This is a genomic window from Pseudoroseicyclus aestuarii, assembly GCF_003217255.1.
Classification (GTDB): Bacteria; Pseudomonadota; Alphaproteobacteria; order Rhodobacterales; family Rhodobacteraceae; genus Pseudoroseicyclus; species Pseudoroseicyclus aestuarii.
Window position 1 is genome coordinate 208,108 of record NZ_QJTE01000002.1, and the last position, 17,375, is coordinate 225,482.

Annotated in this window: 14 protein-coding genes; 5 read left to right on the plus strand and 9 right to left on the minus strand. The window is 67.8% G+C overall.

The genetic code is table 11. The annotated features are described in order from the left end of the window. Positions 1-130: 130 nt before the first annotated feature. Together DFP88_RS05800 and secA are read right to left on the minus strand one after the other, a co-directional pair. Positions 131-316 carry a hypothetical protein gene (locus DFP88_RS05800; RefSeq protein ID WP_146227428.1) on the minus strand — a complete coding sequence of 62 codons (186 nt, stop codon included), beginning with the start codon at positions 314-316 and terminating at the stop codon, positions 131-133. A gap of 145 nt (positions 317-461) precedes the next feature. Then, positions 462-3,209, minus strand: a complete 2,748-nt coding sequence (gene secA / locus DFP88_RS05805; protein ID WP_110813526.1) for a preprotein translocase subunit SecA — start codon at positions 3,207-3,209, stop codon at positions 462-464. Positions 3,210-3,395: 186 nt separating this feature from the next. On the opposite strand from secA, the gene DFP88_RS05810 reads away from it, so the two are divergent. From DFP88_RS05810 to DFP88_RS16995, 4 genes are all read left to right on the plus strand, one after another. Beyond that, the gene (locus DFP88_RS05810; protein ID WP_181418569.1) at positions 3,396-4,310 is read left to right on the plus strand and encodes a peptidylprolyl isomerase; all 915 of its coding nucleotides are present in this window, start codon (positions 3,396-3,398) and stop codon (positions 4,308-4,310) included. A 7-nt stretch (positions 4,311-4,317) separates the two neighbouring features. Next, positions 4,318-5,535 (plus strand): bifunctional glutamate N-acetyltransferase/amino-acid acetyltransferase ArgJ, encoded by a 1,218-nt coding sequence (argJ, locus tag DFP88_RS05815; protein ID WP_110813527.1) that lies wholly within the window; start codon positions 4,318-4,320, stop codon positions 5,533-5,535. Beyond that, a complete protein-coding gene (locus tag DFP88_RS05820) occupies positions 5,532-5,933 on the plus strand; it encodes a (deoxy)nucleoside triphosphate pyrophosphohydrolase (RefSeq protein WP_110813528.1) in 402 nt (133 codons plus the stop codon). The genes argJ and DFP88_RS05820 overlap by 4 nt, the downstream gene beginning before the upstream one ends. A gap of 157 nt (positions 5,934-6,090) precedes the next feature. Next, positions 6,091-6,237, plus strand: coding sequence for a hypothetical protein (locus DFP88_RS16995; protein WP_181418570.1), 147 nt, complete (start codon positions 6,091-6,093; stop codon positions 6,235-6,237). 190 nt (positions 6,238-6,427) lie between these two features. Here DFP88_RS16995 and infB read toward each other — a convergent pair whose 3' ends face one another. The 4 genes from infB to rimP are packed head-to-tail and all read right to left on the minus strand — an operon-like array spanning position 6,428 to position 11,784. Further along, positions 6,428-8,950 carry a translation initiation factor IF-2 gene (infB, locus tag DFP88_RS05825; protein ID WP_110813529.1) on the minus strand — a complete coding sequence of 841 codons (2,523 nt, stop codon included), beginning with the start codon at positions 8,948-8,950 and terminating at the stop codon, positions 6,428-6,430. A 9-nt stretch (positions 8,951-8,959) separates the two neighbouring features. Beyond that, on the minus strand, positions 8,960-9,577 hold the full coding sequence (locus tag DFP88_RS05830) for an RNA-binding protein (RefSeq protein ID WP_110813530.1): 618 nt from the start codon (positions 9,575-9,577) through the stop codon (positions 8,960-8,962). Beyond that, positions 9,577-11,196 carry a transcription termination factor NusA gene (gene nusA, locus DFP88_RS05835; protein WP_110813531.1) on the minus strand — a complete coding sequence of 540 codons (1,620 nt, stop codon included), beginning with the start codon at positions 11,194-11,196 and terminating at the stop codon, positions 9,577-9,579. The genes DFP88_RS05830 and nusA overlap by 1 nt, the downstream gene beginning before the upstream one ends. A gap of 6 nt (positions 11,197-11,202) precedes the next feature. Next, a complete protein-coding gene (rimP, locus tag DFP88_RS05840) occupies positions 11,203-11,784 on the minus strand; it encodes a ribosome maturation factor RimP (protein ID WP_110813532.1) in 582 nt (193 codons plus the stop codon). Positions 11,785-11,992: 208 nt separating this feature from the next. Here rimP and DFP88_RS05845 point away from each other — a divergent pair, with 208 nt between their 5' ends. Next, complete coding sequence (locus DFP88_RS05845) at positions 11,993-13,393, plus strand: MFS transporter (protein ID WP_220032295.1); 1,401 nt, start codon at positions 11,993-11,995, stop codon at positions 13,391-13,393. A 3-nt stretch (positions 13,394-13,396) separates the two neighbouring features. Here DFP88_RS05845 and DFP88_RS05850 read toward each other — a convergent pair whose 3' ends face one another. The 3 genes from DFP88_RS05850 to DFP88_RS05860 form a co-directional block, all read right to left on the minus strand. Continuing rightward, complete coding sequence (locus tag DFP88_RS05850; protein ID WP_110813533.1) at positions 13,397-14,644, minus strand: Hsp70 family protein; 1,248 nt, start codon at positions 14,642-14,644, stop codon at positions 13,397-13,399. Positions 14,645-14,705: 61 nt separating this feature from the next. Beyond that, positions 14,706-15,746, minus strand: a complete 1,041-nt coding sequence (locus DFP88_RS05855; RefSeq protein ID WP_220032296.1) for a DUF475 domain-containing protein — start codon at positions 15,744-15,746, stop codon at positions 14,706-14,708. An 83-nt stretch (positions 15,747-15,829) separates the two neighbouring features. Then, on the minus strand, positions 15,830-17,269 hold the full coding sequence (locus DFP88_RS05860) for an ABC transporter substrate-binding protein (RefSeq protein WP_245904709.1): 1,440 nt from the start codon (positions 17,267-17,269) through the stop codon (positions 15,830-15,832). Positions 17,270-17,375: the final 106 nt, after the last annotated feature.

Sequence of the window (17,375 nt, forward strand, 5' to 3'; positions counted from 1 at the left end):
ACAGGGGCCGATCCGGCCAAGGCGCCGTGCGTGCCGTGATATCCACCCTACCGCGATCATCGAGCAGCCAGTCTCGGTCCCGGCAGGCGGTTTGGCAAGTACGGGCGCCTGCGCCCGCGAGGGCCGGGCATCAGGCGGACACGACCACGCCCAGCGACGCGAGATGGGAATGCAGGGCCAGCTCATGCGTCATGTGAAGCGGCTGGCCGTCCTCCTCGCCATAGAAAAGTTCGATCAGGGCGGCGCCATTCAACACGATGACCAGCGCCGCTGCCGCGACGGCGAAGCCGACCGCCGCGATGATGATGCCTTTCATGGAAACCATGGCCACTCCCTCGAACTCGCTTGCGCGAGAGGATCACCGCCGAAACGGGCTTCCTGCGGACGAAGAGTGGTCCCCGCCGGGGCGAGACCATGGCCAGACTGGGGCGCGCCGACGCATCACGCGCCGGCGCTGCCTGTCACAGCTTGCCGTGGCAGTGCTTGAACTTCTTGCCCGAGCCGCAGGGGCACAGGTCGTTCCGGCCGGGATTGCCCCAGCTGGCCGGATCGTTCTCGTCGAAGCCGTCAACGGGCGCACCGGCCCCTTCGAGCGCGGGCTGCGCGGCGGCGGGCGTGGCCGCAGCCGCCGGGGCGCTGGCCGTCGCGCTGCGCGAGGCGACCGCCTGCTCCTGCGTCCGGCGCTGCTGCTCGGCGGCGCGTTGCATCATTTCTTGCTGCTCTTCGGCGGTCATCGGGCGCAGATGGGCCAGCCGCTCGGTCACGTCGCTGCGCAGGCTGTCGAGAAGCGTCTCGAACAACTGGAAAGCCTCGGTCTTGTATTCGTTCAGCGGGTCGCGCTGCGCGTAGCCGCGGAAACCCACGACCGAGCGCAGATGCTCAAGCAGCAGCAGATGCTCGCGCCACTTGGCGTCGATGGTCTGCAGCAGCACCTGCTTTTCGATGTTGCGCATGGTTCCGGCGCCGAAAGCCTCGGCCTTCTCGGACATGTACTTGTCCGAGGCCTCTTCGAGCCGCTCGCGGATGTCGCCGTCGTCGACGCCCTCTTCCTCGGCCCAGGCCATGACCGGCAGGTCCTGGTTCAGGACGCGGATCACCTCGGCATAGAGGCCCTCGGTGTCCCACTGGTCGGCATAGGCGCGGGCCGGAACGTGCTGGGCGACCATGTCGTCGATCACCTGATGGCGCATGTCGCGCGCGATCTCGGAAAGGTCCTTGGCTTCCATGATCTCGCGGCGCTGCGCGAAAATCACCTTGCGCTGCTCGTTCATCACGTCGTCGAACTTCAGCAGCTGCTTGCGGATGTCGAAGTTGCGTCCCTCGACCTTGGCCTGTGCACGCTCGAGGCTCTTGTTCACCCAAGGGTGCACGATGGCCTCGCCGTCTTTCATGCCCAGCGTCGAGAGGACCTTGTCCAGACGCTCGGAGCCGAAGATCCGCATCAGGTCGTCTTCCAGCGACAGGAAGAAGGAGCTGCGGCCCGGATCGCCCTGCCGGCCGGAGCGGCCGCGCAGCTGGTTGTCGATGCGGCGGCTCTCGTGCCGTTCGGTCGCGAGGACGTAAAGCCCCCCGGCCTCGAGGACCTTGGCCTTGTCGCCGGCATGCTCGGCCTCGATCCGGGTCCGCACCGCGTCGGGATCGGCCTCGGGGTCGGCGTCGAGCGCGGCGAGCACCTTCATGTCGACGTTGCCGCCCAGCTGGATGTCGGTGCCGCGGCCGGCCATGTTGGTGGCGATGGTCACCGCGCCCGGACGCCCGGCCTCGGCGACGATATGCGCCTCCTGCTCGTGGTGGCGGGCGTTCAGCACGTTGTGGGCGACATCGGCGCTCGTCAGAAGCTGGCTGAGCACCTCGGACTTCTCGATCGAGGTGGTGCCGACCAGCGTCGGCTGGCCCTTGGCGTGGGCGACCTTGATCGCCTCGACGATGCCGGCGAACTTCTCCTGCGCGGTGCGATAGACCTGATCGTCCTCGTCGACGCGGGCGATGGGCCGGTTCGTCGGCACCTCGACCACGCCGAGGCCGTAGATCTCGGCGAATTCGTCGGCCTCGGTCAGTGCGGTGCCGGTCATGCCCGACAGCCGGTTGTAGAGGCGGAAGTAGTTCTGGAACGTCACGCTCGCGAGGGTCACGTTCTCGGGCTGGATCTCGGTCCGCTCCTTGGCCTCGATGGCCTGGTGCAGGCCATCGGAGAGGCGGCGCCCGTGCATCATCCGACCCGTGAACTCGTCGATCAGCACGACGTTGCCGTCGCGCACGATGTAGTCCTTGTCGCGGGTATAGAGCTTGTGCGCCCGCAGGGCCTGGTTGACGTGGTGCACGACGGTCGTGCTCTCGGGATCGTAGAGCGTCTGCTCCTCGGGCAGGATGCCAGCGCGGTGCAGCCGCTCCTCGAGGAACTCGTTCCCGTCGTCGGTGAAGGTCACGCCGCGGGTCTTTTCGTCCAGCGTGTAATGCTCTTCCGTCAGCTCGGGGATCAGCAGGTCGACCTGGCGATACAGATCGCTGCGGTCCTGGCTGGGGCCAGAGATGATCAGCGGCGTCCGCGCCTCGTCGATGAGGATGGAGTCCACCTCGTCCACGATCGCGAAGTTGTGGCCGCGCTGGTTCATCTGGCTGAGATCGGCCTTCATGTTGTCGCGAAGGTAGTCGAAGCCCAGCTCGTTGTTGGTGGCGTAGGTGATGTCGGCGGCGTAGGCGCCCTTCTTCTCGGCCTCGGGCTGCTGCGGATAGACCACGCCCGTGGTCAGGCCGAGCGCGCCGTAGACCTTGCTCATCCATTCGGCGTCGCGCTTGGCGAGGTAGTCGTTCACGGTGACGACATGCACGCCCTTGCCGGACAGCGCGTTGAGGTAGGCCGGGAAAGTGGCGACAAGCGTCTTGCCCTCACCCGTCTTCATCTCGGCGATATTGCCCTGGTGCAGGAAGATGCCGCCCATCAACTGCACGTCGAAGGCGCGCAGCCCGAGGGCGCGCTTCGCGGCCTCGCGGCAGGTGGCAAAGGCCTCTGGCAGCAGGTCGTCCAGGCTTTCGCCCTTCGCGGCCCGCTCCTTGAAGGCGGCGGTGCGCGCCTTCAGCCCCTCGTCGTCCAGCGCCTGAACCTCTGGCTCGAGCGCGTTGATCTTCTCGACCAGAGGCCTTGCGGCCTTGACCTTGCGATCGTTCGGAGTCCCGAAGACCTTCTTGGCGAGCGATCCAATACCTATCATTCGAGGCTTCCTCGGCGACTGTCTGCGATGTGAGGGAGAGGTCGCTTGCTGCGCCGTCGGCTCCGACCTAAGTAGTGGTCCAGCGCGGCCCGCCCTGCGATGCCTGCTGGCGATGTAGGGGTGGGCCGCAGGACTGTCAACGTCGCGCCCATGGTCCGACCATCGGTGTGGCGAAGGAGGAATTCCATGAACTATCGCAGCCTATCGCTGGCCGCCATCCTGGCCGCCGGAACCGCGATGCCCGCCCTCGCGCAGGACGACACCGCCACGACCGAGACCGAGGCCACCACCACCGAGGCCGAGAGCACCGGCGGTGACGAGGCCCAGAGCACGGCCTCTGCCTCCGACGTCGTGGTCACGGTCAACGGCACCGAGATCACGCTGGGCGAGATGATCATCGCCCGCAACCAGCTGCCGGCGCAGTACCAGCAGCTTCCGCCCGAGGCGCTGTTCGACGGGCTGGTCAACCAGATCGTCCAGCAGCAGGTGCTGGCCGACACCGTCGACGGCACCCCCGAGCGTGTCGAGTTCGCGCTGAGCAACGAGCGGCGCAGCCTGCTCGCCGGCGAGGCGGTGAACGCGCTGATGGGCGAAGGCCCCTCGGACGAAGAGCTGCAGGCCGCCTACGACGAGGCCTTCGCCGATGTCGAGCCGGTGACCGAGTACCACGCCCGTCACATCCTGGTGGACACTCAGGACGAGGCCACCGCCGTGATCGAGCGCCTGAATGCCGGCGAGGATTTCGACGCCGTCGCGCAGGAAGTCTCGACCGACACCGGGTCGGGCGCGCAGGGCGGCGACCTTGGCTGGTTCGCCGATGGCATGATGGTCCAGCCGTTCCAGGACGCGGTCTCCGAGCTGGAGCCGGGCGAGATGTCCGAGCCGGTCGAGACCCAGTTCGGCTGGCACGTGATCGAGCTGCAGGACACCCGCATGCAGGAGGCGCCCAGCCTCGACGAGGTGCGCGACCAGCTGACGCAGCAGATCCAGCAGCAGCAGGTCGAGGATCGCCTGGCCGAGCTCGAGGGCGAAGCCGAGATCACGCGTAACGAGGACATCGCCCCCTCGGCCCTGTCCGACACGTCCCTTCTCGCGGACTGACACGGGCATGGCAGTCTCTCCGCTGGCCCCCGCGGCCTTTCCGGACCTGCCCCAGATCGGCGGCGTGCGCTTTTCCAGCGCCGCCGCCGGTGTGCGCTACAAAGGGCGCACCGATGTGATGCTGGCGGTCATTGATCCGGGCAGCACCGTCGCCGGGGTCTTCACCCGGTCCGCAACGCGCAGCGCCCCGGTCCTCGATTGCGAGGCCAAGCTCGCGGCCCCGGCCTCCGAGGGGGGCTATGCCTTCCTCGTGAATTCCGGCAACTCCAATGCCTTCACCGGTTCGGCCGGCGAAACCGCCGTCCACGGCCTGACCGCGGCGACCTCCGCCGCGACCGGCGTGCCGGAGGCCAACATCCTGACCGCCTCGACCGGCGTGATCGGAGAGCCGCTGCCCTGGGAGCGTATTCGCGACGCTCTGGACGGGTTGAACGGCTCCCTCGCGCCCGATGGCATCGCCGGCGCCGCCCGCGCGATCATGACGACCGACACCTTCCCCAAGGGTGCCAGCGCCGAGGTTCAGGTGGGCGGCAAAGCCGTCCGCATCGCCGGCATGGCCAAGGGATCGGGCATGATCGCCCCCGACATGGCGACGATGCTGGTCTATATCTTCACCGACGCCGCCTATGATCGCGCTGCCCTTCAGGCACTGCTGCGGCGGCTGACGGACCGCACCTTCAACTGCATCACCGTCGATAGCGACACCTCGACCTCCGACAGCCTGCTGATGGCGGCGACCGGGGCCTCGGGCGTCGATGCGACCGGGGATGACGCTTTCGCCGAGGCGCTGGAAGGCGTGATGCTCGACCTCGCGCATCAGGTCGTGCGCGACGGCGAAGGAGCGACGAAATTCGTCGAGATCGCCGTGACCGGCGCTGAGGACGACGCCGATGCCCGCAAGGTGGCCATGGCCATCGCCAACTCTCCCCTCGTGAAGACCGCCATCGCGGGCGAGGATCCGAACTGGGGCCGCATCGTCATGGCCGTCGGCAAATCCGGCGCCAAGGCCGACCGCGACCTGCTGTCGATCCGGCTTGGCGAAACCCTCGTCGCCGAAAAGGGCTGGGTCAGCCCCGACTACCGCGAAGAGGCGGGCGCGGCCTACATGAAGCAGCAGGAGCTGGTGATCGGCGTCGACCTCGGCCTCGGTCAGGGGTCGGCCAAGGCCTGGACCTGCGATCTGACCCACGGCTACATCGAGATCAACGCCGACTACCGCTCGTGACCCGGATCGTTCTTGTTTCGGCCGTCGCCCTTGTCGACGTGGAGGGGCGCGTGCTTCTGGCACAGCGCCCCCAGGGCAAGTCCCTTGCCGGGCTCTGGGAATTTCCCGGCGGCAAGGTCGAGCCCGGCGAAAGCCCCGAGGCGGCGCTGATCCGCGAGCTGCAGGAAGAGCTGGGGATCGAGACCTGGGATTCCTGCCTCGCCCCGCTGACCTTCGCCAGCCATGCCTACGACGATTTTCACCTGCTGATGCCGCTCTTCGCCTGTCGCCGCTGGCGGGGCGTCCCCCGCGGCCGGGAGGGGCAGGCCCTATCCTGGGTGCGGCCGAATCGCATGCGGGACTACCCGATGCCCCCGGCCGACCTGCCATTGATCCCGATCCTGCGCGACCTGCTGTGAAGGGCCGGATCGGCCCTTTTTGCTGCTGAATGATGCAAAAGCTTCATGACAGGGCGTCAGATAGTTTATATTTTGATCGTTAAATCATCAAAAACCATCTTCGCAGGATGTTTTTTCGGCCTATAGTGGAACCTATCGGGCAGAGAGGGAACAAGACATGCTGAAGACCATCACGCTGGGAAGCTGCGTTCAGGTGCAGGGCCTTCTCGTGAAGCAGTTGGAAGACGGATCGCTCGTGGTGAGCGTCGGTGATCGGACCTACCGGGGGCGCCCGGTCAGCGCGGCGCCGGCGGCCTTCGCCTAACGATCCGACTGTCCAGGGAGGCCGCGGGTTCTGGGAGGAGACCGCGGCGCACAAAGGGGTAGCCCATCGGGGCTGCCCCTTTTTTTTCATGCCGGTCCTCGCGGCGCAGCGCCGCCCGCGAGCACCGCCCCGCGATACGAAAAAAGGGCGGCCCAGAGGGCCGCCCTTGTCACTCTCGAAGATCAGCGGATCAAAGCGACCGCTTGACCGTCTCGCGCTCGAAGATCTCGATCACGTCGCCGACCTTGACGTCCTCGTAGCGCTCGAAGGCCATGCCGCACTCGGTGCCGGACTGCACCTCGTTGACCTGGTCCTTGAACCGCTGAAGCGTCTTCAGCGTGCCCTCGTGGATCACCACGTTGTCGCGCAGCAGGCGGACACCGGCAGAGCGGCGCGCCACGCCTTCGGTCACGAGGCAGCCGGCGACGTTGCCGACGTTCGACACCTTGAAGACCTCGCGGATTTCCGCGTAGCCGATGAAGTGCTCGCGCACCTCGTCGGACAGCAGACCCGAGGCAGCCGCCTTGATGTCGTCCACGAGGTCGTAGATCACGCTGTAGTAGCGGATTTCCACGCCCTTCTGGTGCGCCGACTGCCGCGCCGGGGCATTGGCCCGGACGTTGAAGCCTAGGACCGGCGCCTTCGACGCCTCGGCCAGGCCGACATCGGATTCGGTGATCGCGCCGACACCGTAGTGCAGCACCCGCACGCGGACCTCGTCGTTGCCGACCTTCTCCAGCGCCTGGACGATGGCCTCGGCAGACCCCTGCACGTCGGCCTTCATCACGATCGGCAGCTCCGACACGTTCTCGTCAGCCTTGGCCTTGGCCATCAGCTGTTCGAGAGAGGTGGCGGCACCGGCGGCGGCACGCTTTTCCTTGGCGGCATTGGCACGGTATTCCGCGATCTCGCGGGCCTGCGCCTCGGTGGAGACGACGTTCAACACGTCTCCCGCACCGGGCGTGCCGTCGAGGCCGAGAACCTCGACCGGAACCGAAGGACCGGCTTCCTCGACGCGCTCGCCCTTGTCATTGATGAGCGCGCGCACCTTGCCCCACTGCTCGCCGACGACGAAGATGTCGCCGCGCCGCAGGGTGCCGTTCTGCACGAGGACGGTCGCGACCGGGCCGCGGCCCACGTCGAGCTGCGCCTCGATCACCGCGGCCTGGGCCGAGCGGTTCGGGTTCGCCTTGAGCTCAAGCACTTCGGACTGAAGCGCGATCGCCTCGAGCAGCTCGTCGAGGCCCTTGCCGGTGGTGGCAGAGACTTCGACGTCCTGCACGTCGCCGGACATCTTCTCGACGATGACCTCGTGCTGCAGCAGCGAGGTGCGGACCTTGCCCGGGTTCGCCTCGTGCTTGTCGACCTTGTTGATCGCGACGATCATCGGAACGCCGGCCGCCTTGGCATGGTCGATCGCTTCGATGGTCTGCGGCATCACGGCGTCATCCGCCGCGACAACCAGAACCACGATATCCGTCACCTGCGCGCCACGGGCCCGCATGGAGGTGAAGGCCGCGTGACCCGGCGTGTCGAGGAAGGTCAGCATCTTGCCCGTGGAGCTATCCTGCACCTGATAGGCGCCGATATGCTGGGTGATGCCGCCGGCCTCGCCGGAGACGACCTTTGCCTTGCGGATCGCGTCGAGAAGCGAAGTCTTGCCGTGGTCGACGTGGCCCATCACGGTGATGATCGGCGCGCGATCCAGCAGATCCTCGGCCTTGTCCTCGGTCTGCTCGATAACCTGCTCCACGTCTGCGTCGGAGACGCGCTGCACGCGGTGACCGAATTCGTCGATCACCAGCTCGGCGGTATCGGCGTCGATCGACTGGTTCTGCGTCGCCATGATGCCCATGTTCATCAGCGATTTCACCACGTCGGCCACGCGCTCGGCCATACGGTTGGCCAGCTCGCCCACCGTGATCGCCTCGGGCAGCTGAACGTCGCGCACGACCTTCTCGCGCTGGACGGGGCCGCCCATCGCCTTCTGCCGCGCCCGCTCCTGCTTGCGGCGCATCTGCGCCATAGAGCGCTGGCGGCCACCCTCGTTACCCGAGAGCGCCTGGTTCAGCGTCAGCTTGCCGGAGCGGCGGCTGTCGTCGCTCTTGCCGGGCTTGGCGGTCTTTGTCTTGTCGCCGCGGGTATCGCCGCGGTCGCGGTCGGGCTTGCGCGCCGTGCCTGCGGGGCGGGGTCCGCCGGCGCTGGCATCGGCAACAGCCTCGGCCGAGGGCTTGGAGGTCGTGGCAGCGGGGGCGTTGGCCCGGCGCTTTTCCTCTTCGGCTTCGCGCTTCTTGCGCTCTTCCTCTTCGGCCTTGGCCTTGAGCGCCTCTTCGCGTTCGCGATCCTCGCGCTCCTTGGCCTCGATCTCGGCCCGGCGCCGCTCGCGCTCTTCGGCGCGTGCCTGCTCCTCGGCCTCGCGCTTGGCCGTCTCTTCGGCCTCGCGCGACCGGGCCATGGCGAGCGCTTTCATCCGGCGCTCGAGCTCGGCCTCGGAGATGCCTGCGGGACGCTTCGACGGATCGCCTTTGACAGCGGCGCCGCCAGCCCCGCCCTGTGCCGTCTGGGCACCGGGCTTGGCGACAACGCGCTTGCGCTTCGTCTCCACGACAACGTTCTTCGTGCGCCCATGGCTGAAGCTTTGCTTCACGTTTCCGGGACGCGAGCCGGAGCCGCGCAGACCAAGGGGTTTCTTGCCGTCCGTCGTATCGTTCATCTAGCTTACTTATCCTTCCCGGCGATCCGTACGATCACCGTTCCCCACTCGCAAGCCGCGCAGCTTTGCGGCTTCGTCTACAACACGGTCACTGAGTCCGCCTGATGCGAGCGCGCCATGTATCACACTTTGCCGTCCGAATGCCAAACCCAATTCCTGTTGACTCAGGCAATCGAAGTAGCGCGCACCCGTCGGCGTCCAAAGCTTGGTCTTGCCGCGTACCGAACCATCGCTCGCCTGCAGCAGCACCCTGACATTTTCAGCCGCAAGCGCGGCCTTGACCTTCTCGAAGCCGCAGACCGCGAGCCCCGCCTTTCGCGCCAGGGCGATCAGCTCGACCAGGCGGCGGGCCAGCTGGCGCTCGACCTCGTCGGTCAGCCCCTCCGGCACCTCGACCTTGTTCTTGGCACCACGCGCGAACTGGCCGCGCGTGGCCTTGTCCATGACCTCGCGGTCGGCGGTGACCCACATGCCGCGTCCGGGCAGCTTGCCCAGCACGTCGGGGACCACCCCGCCCTCGGGGCCGACGACGAAACGGATCAGCCCGTTCTTCGGCTGCGTCTCGCCGGTAACGATGCAGCGCCGCTCGGGCCCGTCCTCGTGTTTCGTCGCTCCGCCCCGCGTCATCAGGCCCCTTCGCTTTCCTCTTCGGCGTCGTCCTCGGCGGTCTCCTCGCCGAGCAGCTCGTCGGGGTCGACCCAGCCCAGCGAAACGCGGGCCGTCATCACCATTTCCTGCGCCTCTTCGAGGCTCACGTCGAAGGGCTCGAGCACGCCGTCGTCCTTGACCCGCTGACCGTCGACATTGGTCCAGCCGCCGGCAAGTTCCCAGTCGGCGCAGGTTGCGAAATCCTCGAGCGTCTTGACGTCGTCCTTCGCCAGCGCCTCGACCATCTGGGGCGTCAGGCCGGGGAACGAGATCAGACTGTCCTCGGCACCCAGCTCCCGCGCCTTGTCCAGCGCGGCCTTGTTCTGGGCTTCGATATGGTCGCGAGCGCGGGCCTGAAGCTCTGCGGCGGTATCGTCGTCGACACCGTCGATCACCAGCAGCTCGTCGAGGTCTACATATGCGACCTCGTCGAGATTTGTGAAGCCCTCGGAAACAAGAAGCTGCGCGAAGAATTCGTCGAGATCGAGCGCATCGACGAAAAGCTTCGTCCGCTGTTCGAACTCGGCCTGGCGGCGCTTCGATTCCTCTTCCTCGGTCATGATGTCGATGTCGAGACCGGTCAGCTGGCTTGCCAGACGCACGTTCTGACCGCGACGGCCGATGGCGAGGGACAGCTGCTCTTCGGGGACGACGACCTCGATCCGCTCGGCGTCCTCGTCGAAGACCACCTTGCTGACCTCGGCCGGCTGCAGCGCGTTCACGAGGAAGGTCGGCATGTCCTCGTTCCAGGGGATGATGTCGATCTTCTCGCCCTGAAGCTCGCCCACCACGGCCTGAACGCGGCTGCCGCGCATGCCGACGCAGGCGCCGACGGGGTCGATGCTGCCGTCATGGCTGATCACGGCGATCTTGGCGCGGCTGCCCGGGTCGCGGGCCACGGCCTTGATCTCGATGATGCCCTCGTAGATCTCGGGCACTTCCATCTTGAACAGCTCGGCCATGAACTGCGGATCGGTCCGGCTGAGGAAGATCTGCGGGCCACGAACCTCGCGCCGCACGTCCTTGACGTAGCAGCGGATGCGGTCGTTGGGCCGGTAGGCCTCGCGGCCGATCTTCTCGTTGCGGCGCAGCACGGCCTCGCCGGCGCCCGGCAGTTCGACCACCAGGTTGCCGTATTCCTCGCGCTTGACCGTCGCGTTGACGATGGTGCCGGCGCGGTCCTTGAATTCCTCGTACTGGCGCTCGCGCTCGGCCTCGCGGACGCGCTGCAGGATCACCTGCTTGGCGCTCTGCGCGGCGATGCGGCCCAGCTCCACCGGCGGGACCTCTTCGGAGTAGGTGTCGCCGACCTGCGGGTTCTCGAGGTAGTCCTTCGCTTGGGCGACGGTCATCTCGGCCTGGTAGTTCTCAAGCTCCTCGTCCGCGACGACGGTGCGCACGCGGGTGAAGGTCGCGCGACCGGTCTTGCGATCGATGTCCACGCGGATGTCCATCTCGGCGCCGTAGCGCGACTTGGCGGCGCGGGCGAGCGACTCTTCCATCGCCTCGACCACGAGGCCGGGGTCGATCAGCTTCTCGCGCGCCACGGCCTCTGCGGTCTGCAGCAGCTCGAGCTGGTTGGCGGAGGTGATTGCCATTGGTCCTTACTCCTCATCGCCGTCGATGACGGTCTCAACTTCGTCGTACTGGGCCTCGTCGATCTGGCCCGCATCCTTGCGCGTCTTCAGAACCTCGCGGATCAGCTCGTCCGTGAGCACCAGCTTCGCGTCCGACAGCCAGTCGAACTGCAAGCCGATGGTGACCTCTTCGCCGCTGTCCAGCTCGATCAGCACCTCGGAGCCCTCGGTGCCGCGCAGCCAGCCCTTGAAGCGGCGGCGGCCGTCGATCAGCTCCGTGGTCTCGATCTTGGCGACATAGCCGTCCCACTGGTCGAAATCCTTCAGCCGGGTCAGCGGCCGGTCGATGCCGGGGGAGGACACCTCGAGCGTATAGGCGTCGATGATCGGATCCTCCACGTCCAGAACGGCCGAGATCGCGGTCGATACGGTGGCGCAATCGTCCACCTCCATCGTGCCGTCGGGCTTCTGGGCCATGACCTGCAGGATCGCGGTCTTGCCGGCCATCAGCCGCACGCGCACGAGCTCGAAACCCAGATCCTCGATCACGGGCTGGATGATCTCCGCGACGCGGCGGTCCATGGCGGCCTTGGCGACGAGGTCGGACATGCCTTACCTCCAAATACAAAAAAACGGGCGCGCGGCCCGTTGATATTTCCCGGTGGGCGCCGGGGGTGGAGGCCGGCGCGCCGCTGTCGATGGGTCATATAGGCCGCGGGCCGCGAAGGTGCAAGAGGATCCGCCCCCTCGACACCGGCCATGGGGGGCCTATGCCTGTGCGGTGGCATCCCGGCGCAGCAGGCAAAGGCACGAGAGTTTGATCATCCGCATCCCCGCCCTGCGCCTGACCCCGCTGATCCTCGCCGTCGCGCTCTTCATGGAGCAGATGGATTCGACCGTCATTGCAACCGCCCTGCCCGCCATCGCCAGCGACATCGGCAGCGATCCCATCGCGCTGAAGCTGGCGCTGACCTCGTATTTCGTGGCGCTGGCGATCTTCATCCCCGCCTCGGGCTGGATCGCCGACCGCTTTGGCGCGGTCAACGTCTTCCGCGCGGCGATCGCGGTCTTCATGCTCGGCTCGCTCGCCTGCTCGCTCTCCTATTCGCTCGGCAGCTTCGTCAGCGCGCGCTTCCTGCAGGGAATCGGCGCGGCGATGATGTCGCCGGTGGGCCGGATGCTGCTGGTCCGCGGCACGCCCAAGGCCGAACTGGTCAATGCCATGGCCTGGCTGACGATCCCGGCGCTGATGGGGCCGGTGACCGGGCCGCTGATCGGCGGCTTCCTGACCACCTACCTCTCGTGGCACTGGATCTTCTGGATCAACATCCCCGTCGGGCTGATCGGCATCGTGCTGGCGACGAAGTACCTGCAGATCCCCGAGGTCGAGGCGCCGGGCCGGCTCGACTTCATCGGCTTCCTGCTGTCGGGGCTGGCCTGCGCGGGGCTGGTTCTGGGGCTGTCCATCGCCTCGCTTCCGGCGCTGCCGCCGGTGCTGGGGGTGGCGATGGTGGCGGTGGGCCTCGTCTCGGGGGCGCTCTTCGTGCGGCGCAGCCTGCGGCGCCCGGTGCCGCTGCTGGACCTGCGGCTGCTGTCGCGGCCGATGTTCCGCGATGCCACCATCGCCGGCTTCGTCTTTCGCATCGGCCTCGGCGCGATGCCCTTCCTTTTGCCGCTGATGCTGCAGCTCGGCTTCGGGCTGACGCCGTTCCAGTCCGGCGCGATCACCTTCGTCTCGGCCCTCGGCGCGGTGGTGACCAAGTTCTTCGTCGCCCGCGTCTATGGCCGCTTCGGCCTGCCGCGCACGCTAGGCGTCTGCGCGCTGATCGCGGGCGCGCTGACGGCGGTGCATGGCCTCTTTACCCCGGAAACGCCCTGGGCGGCGATGATGGCGGTGCTGCTGGCGGCGGGGGTCATGCGCTCGATGTTCTTCACCGGCAACAACGCCTTTGCCTTCGGCGATATCGACGCGCCCGAGGCCGGTCATGCCAGCGCCCTCACCTCGGTCGGGCAGCAGCTGTCGATCGCCAGCGGGGTCGCGGTGGCCGGGCTGATCCTCGAATCGTTGCAGGCGCTGACCGGCGAGGGGCTGCAGCTGGTGCATTTCCACATCGCCTTCGCCATCGTCGGCGCGATCTCGGCGGTGGCGGGGCTGCTGTACCTGCGGCTACCCTCGGACGCGGGGGCCGATCTGGCCGGCAAGGCGCCGGCGCACTAGGCCTCAGCCGAACTTGCGCCGCGCGTCGAGGGCGAGGCCGGTGCCGACGCTGCCGAAGTTGTCGCCGCTGGTCACCGGCGCATCGGGCAGCACCTGCGCCACCCGCCGCTGCAGGATCGGCAGGCTGGAAGAGCCGCCCGTCATGAAGACCGTGCCGATGTCGCCCGGCGTCAGCCCCGCCTGCCCCAGCACCCGGCGGATCGCATCCTCGATGCGCGCGGCCAGCGGCTCTACCGCCGTCTCGAAGGCGGCGCGGCTGACGGGGGTATCCTCGGCCTCGGCCGCCTCACCCAGCCGCAGCATGGCCTGATCCGCGTCGGTCAGCCCGATCTTCGCCGCCTCGACCGCCATGGCGACGGCATGGCCGCGCCGCTCCTCGACGACATGCAGCATCCGCTCGACCAGCGCCGGCTCGTCCGCCTCGCGCAGCAGGGCCTTGAGGTCGCGCACGGTGGCGGGGCTGTAGATGCGGTTGATCCTGTGCCAGCTGGCCAGGTCGACATAGTAGTGCCGCGGCATCCGCCCGGACCCGCCGCGCACGGCGGTATCCATGCCCAGATGCGGCATCGCCTGCGACAGGCTGAGCAGCCGGTCGAAATCGGTGCCGCCCACGCGGATGCCGTCGTTGGCGAGGATGTCCTGCACCCGGTCGGTGGCTTTCGCCCGCTGCGGCGAAACGCGGACGATGGAAAAGTCCGAGGTGCCGCCGCCGATATCGACGATCAGCACAAGCTCCTCGTCCGCGATTCCGGCCTCGTAGCGCAGGGCGGCGGCGATGGGCTCGTACTGGAACGAGACCTCGGAGAAGCCGGCGTCGCGAGCGATCCGCTCCAGCACGTCCTGCGCCGCCTCGTCGCCGTCGGCATCGTCGTCGACGAAGTGCACCGGGCGGCCCAGCACGACGCGGTCCGCCCCGCCGGCAAGGTCGATCTGCCGCTTCAGATGGCCGAAGAACTGCTCGATCAGGTCCGAGAAGGCAAAGCGCCGCCCGCCGATGGAGGTCGTCTCGTAGATAAGCGAGGAGCCGAGCGTGGATTTCAGTGCGCGCAGCAGGCGCCCTTCTTCTCCGTCGACATAGGCCTGAACGGCGGCGCGCCCGAAAAGCGGCTGCGGCTCGTCCTCTTCGATGAACATCGCGGAAGGGATCGCGTCGTGGTCCCCTTCGACCGCGATCAGCCCCGCGCCTTCTGCGTCCGCGACCCCGACGGTGGAATTGGACGTGCCGAAGTCGATACCGAAATGACGGGTCATGGCGGCGCCTCCCAGATGCGGAAGGCCCCGATTACCGCCGGCGATCCGCGGCGTAAAGGCGTCAGGCCTCGCGCGCGGCGCGCTTGTTGAACCGGAGCGAGGACAGCAGCGACAGCCCGATCATCGTCGCGCCGATCAGCCCGGTGATCAGCTCGGGGATGTGCCACAGCGTCTGCAGGAACATGATGACCGAGAGCGCGAGGATCGACCAGAAGGCCCCGTGTTCGAGGTAGCGGAACTGCGTCAGCGTCTGCTTTTCCACCAGCATGATGGTCATCGACCGGACGTACATCGCGCCGATGCCAAGGCCGATGGCGATCAGGAAGAGGTTCTGCGTCAGCGCGAAGGCGCCGATCACCCCGTCGAAGCTGAAGGAGGCGTCCAGCACCTCGAGATACAGGAACGCGCCCAGACCGCCCGCTGCGGCGCCGCCCTTGACCTCTGCCTCCGCGTCCAGGACCTGGCCCAGCGCCTCGACCGCCTGAAACACCACGAGGCCGAGCAGAGCGGCGAAAAGGAAGCTCGCGTCATGCCGGTTCGGCAGCGCCAGCGTGACGAGCAGGATCACGAGGCAGACGAGGCCCGTCGCGATCCCCTGGATCGAGGCGATGGAGCGCAGGCGGCATTCGACGGTGCCGAACCAGTCGATGTCCTTCTCCTCGTCGATGAAGAAGCCCAGCGCCACCATCATCAGGAAGGCGCCGCCGAAGGCCGCGATCGACAGATGCGCCTCGTCCATCAGGCGCGCGTATTCGTCCGGCTGCGACCAGGCGAGGACCACGGCCTGCCATGGCCCGACCTGCGCCGCCACCGCGACGACGGCCAGCGGGAAGACGATGCGCATGCCGAAGACGGCGATGATGATGCCCCAGGTCAGGAACCTGTGGCGCCAGACCGGCGCCATGGTCTTGAGCTTGTTGGCATTGACGATGGCATTGTCGAAGCTGAGCGAGATCTCCAGCACCGCAAGGATCGAAGCGACCAGGAAGAAGCCCGCCGCCCCCTGCGCCCCGCCGGTTTGCCAGCCGAGAAACCCCGCAAGGACAAGGCCGCAAAGGGTGAAGGCGAAAGCCCACCGGAAATAATGCCAGGTCGTCGCCAAGATCGGCCTCCCGCTGCTGCTGCTGCGTCAGGATATGGACATGGCGAGGGCAAAGGCCAACCCCGTTCGCGGGCGGCGCCCTCTCAGGCGAACCACCAACGCTCGCAGATGCGGTGACTGTCGAGGTCCCAGACAGAGCCGATGGCCTCTGGATGCGCCAGCGCGGTCGAGGCGGCATCGAGGAAATCGGCATGGACCGGCACCGCGACCGCACCCTCGCGGGCGATCTGGCCCTGCATCCGCCCGTAGATTGCGCGCCGCTCCTCGCTGTCCGGCGTGCTGCGCGCCTGCCGCATCAGGCCGGCGAGGCGGCCGTCGAACGGCAAGCCCCACTCGCTGCCCGGGGCCAGTGCTGCGGCGAACATCCAGTCCTCGGTCAGCCGCCCTGCCGAGGCGGTAAGGCGCAGCGGCGCCGCCTCGTCCTCGGACGCGATCCGAAGCCCCAGGCCAACCCGCTGCGCGCCCTCCTGCAGAAGGCGCGCCGCCTCGGCCGCGCCCGGATGGACATGCGGATCGGCCCGCACCGCAAGCTCCATCCCCTCGAGCCCCGCGACCTGCAGGATGTAGCGCGCCTGATCCGGGTCGCGATGCGGCGACAGGCCGTCGTCCCAGTAGGAATTGGCCGGCCCGAGGGGGTGGTCGCTGGCGACACGGCCATGCCCGGCCAGAACCTGGTCGAGCATGGCTGGCCGGTCGATCCCCGCCTTGAGCGCGAGGCTGATCATGGCGTTATGCAGTCGCGACAGTCCGGGCTGCATCGCAAAGCCGAGATGCGCGTTGCCGGTGGTGGCGATCACCTCGACCCCGCGCCGGGCGCGCAGGGCCGCGACCTGCTGCGGCGGCAGACGGTCGATGGCATCGACGCGCCCGTCCTCCAGCGCCCGGATCCGGGCCGCGCCACCCGGAATGGCCAGCGCCTCCACCGCGTCGAACCAGCCGGCGCGACCGTCCTTGTAGTGCCCCTCGACGCGGGTCAGCAGCGCGCGATGGCCGGGTTCGAAGCGCTCGACCCGGTAGAGGCCGGTGCCGATGCCCTGCGCCATGGCCTGCCGGATCCGGTCCGCCGGGTAGATCAGCAAGTGATAGTCCGACAGCAGGAAGGGGAAATCGGCATTGCCCGAGGCCAGGATGAAGCGGAGCCGGTGATCGCCCAGCGCCTCCATCCCCGTCACATCGGCCAGCAGCGGCGCGGCGGGCGACGGCCCGTCCATGTGCAGGCGGTAGGAGGCGATGACATCGCGCGCGGTGAAGGGGGTGCCATCGTGGAACCGCACGCCGCGGCGCAGGGTGAACTCCCATGTGGCGGCATCGGGGCTGGCTTCCCAGCCCTCGGCCAGCTCTCCGACCAGCTCGCCGGTAGCGGCGATCTCGGTCAGGCAGTCGAAGACCGCGCCATGCCCAAGGGTCGCCATGAAGCTGTCGTCGTGCCCGCGCGCATCCCAGCAATCGGTCGCATGCGCCCCGGCAAGGCCCAGACGCAGCGTGCCGCCCCGGCTTTGCGCCCGAAGCGGCAGGCCGGTCACGGACAAAAGGCCCGCGGCGGCGCCGCTGGCGATCAATCCGCGTCTGCTGAGCCTTGGCATGGGCCCTTCTCCGGTCCCGGTGGCAACGTCAGAAGCCTACACGCAA

Bases quoted from the DNA above. Each gene is read 5' to 3' on its own strand.
- DFP88_RS05800 (WP_146227428.1), bottom strand. From the start codon at position 316: ATGAAAGGCATCATCATCGCGGCGGTCGGCTTCGCCGTCGCGGCAGCG.
- secA (WP_110813526.1), bottom strand. From the start codon at position 3,209: ATGATAGGTATTGGATCGCTCGCCAAGAAGGTCTTCGGGACTCCGAAC.
- DFP88_RS05810 (WP_181418569.1), top strand. From the start codon at position 3,396: ATGAACTATCGCAGCCTATCGCTGGCCGCCATCCTGGCCGCCGGAACC.
- argJ (WP_110813527.1), top strand. From the start codon at position 4,318: ATGGCAGTCTCTCCGCTGGCCCCCGCGGCCTTTCCGGACCTGCCCCAG.
- DFP88_RS16995 (WP_181418570.1), top strand. From the start codon at position 6,091: ATGCTGAAGACCATCACGCTGGGAAGCTGCGTTCAGGTGCAGGGCCTT.
- infB (WP_110813529.1), bottom strand. From the start codon at position 8,950: ATGAACGATACGACGGACGGCAAGAAACCCCTTGGTCTGCGCGGCTCC.
- DFP88_RS05830 (WP_110813530.1), bottom strand. From the start codon at position 9,577: ATGACGCGGGGCGGAGCGACGAAACACGAGGACGGGCCCGAGCGGCGC.
- nusA (WP_110813531.1), bottom strand. From the start codon at position 11,196: ATGGCAATCACCTCCGCCAACCAGCTCGAGCTGCTGCAGACCGCAGAG.
- rimP (WP_110813532.1), bottom strand. From the start codon at position 11,784: ATGTCCGACCTCGTCGCCAAGGCCGCCATGGACCGCCGCGTCGCGGAG.
- DFP88_RS05850 (WP_110813533.1), bottom strand. From the start codon at position 14,644: ATGACCCGTCATTTCGGTATCGACTTCGGCACGTCCAATTCCACCGTC.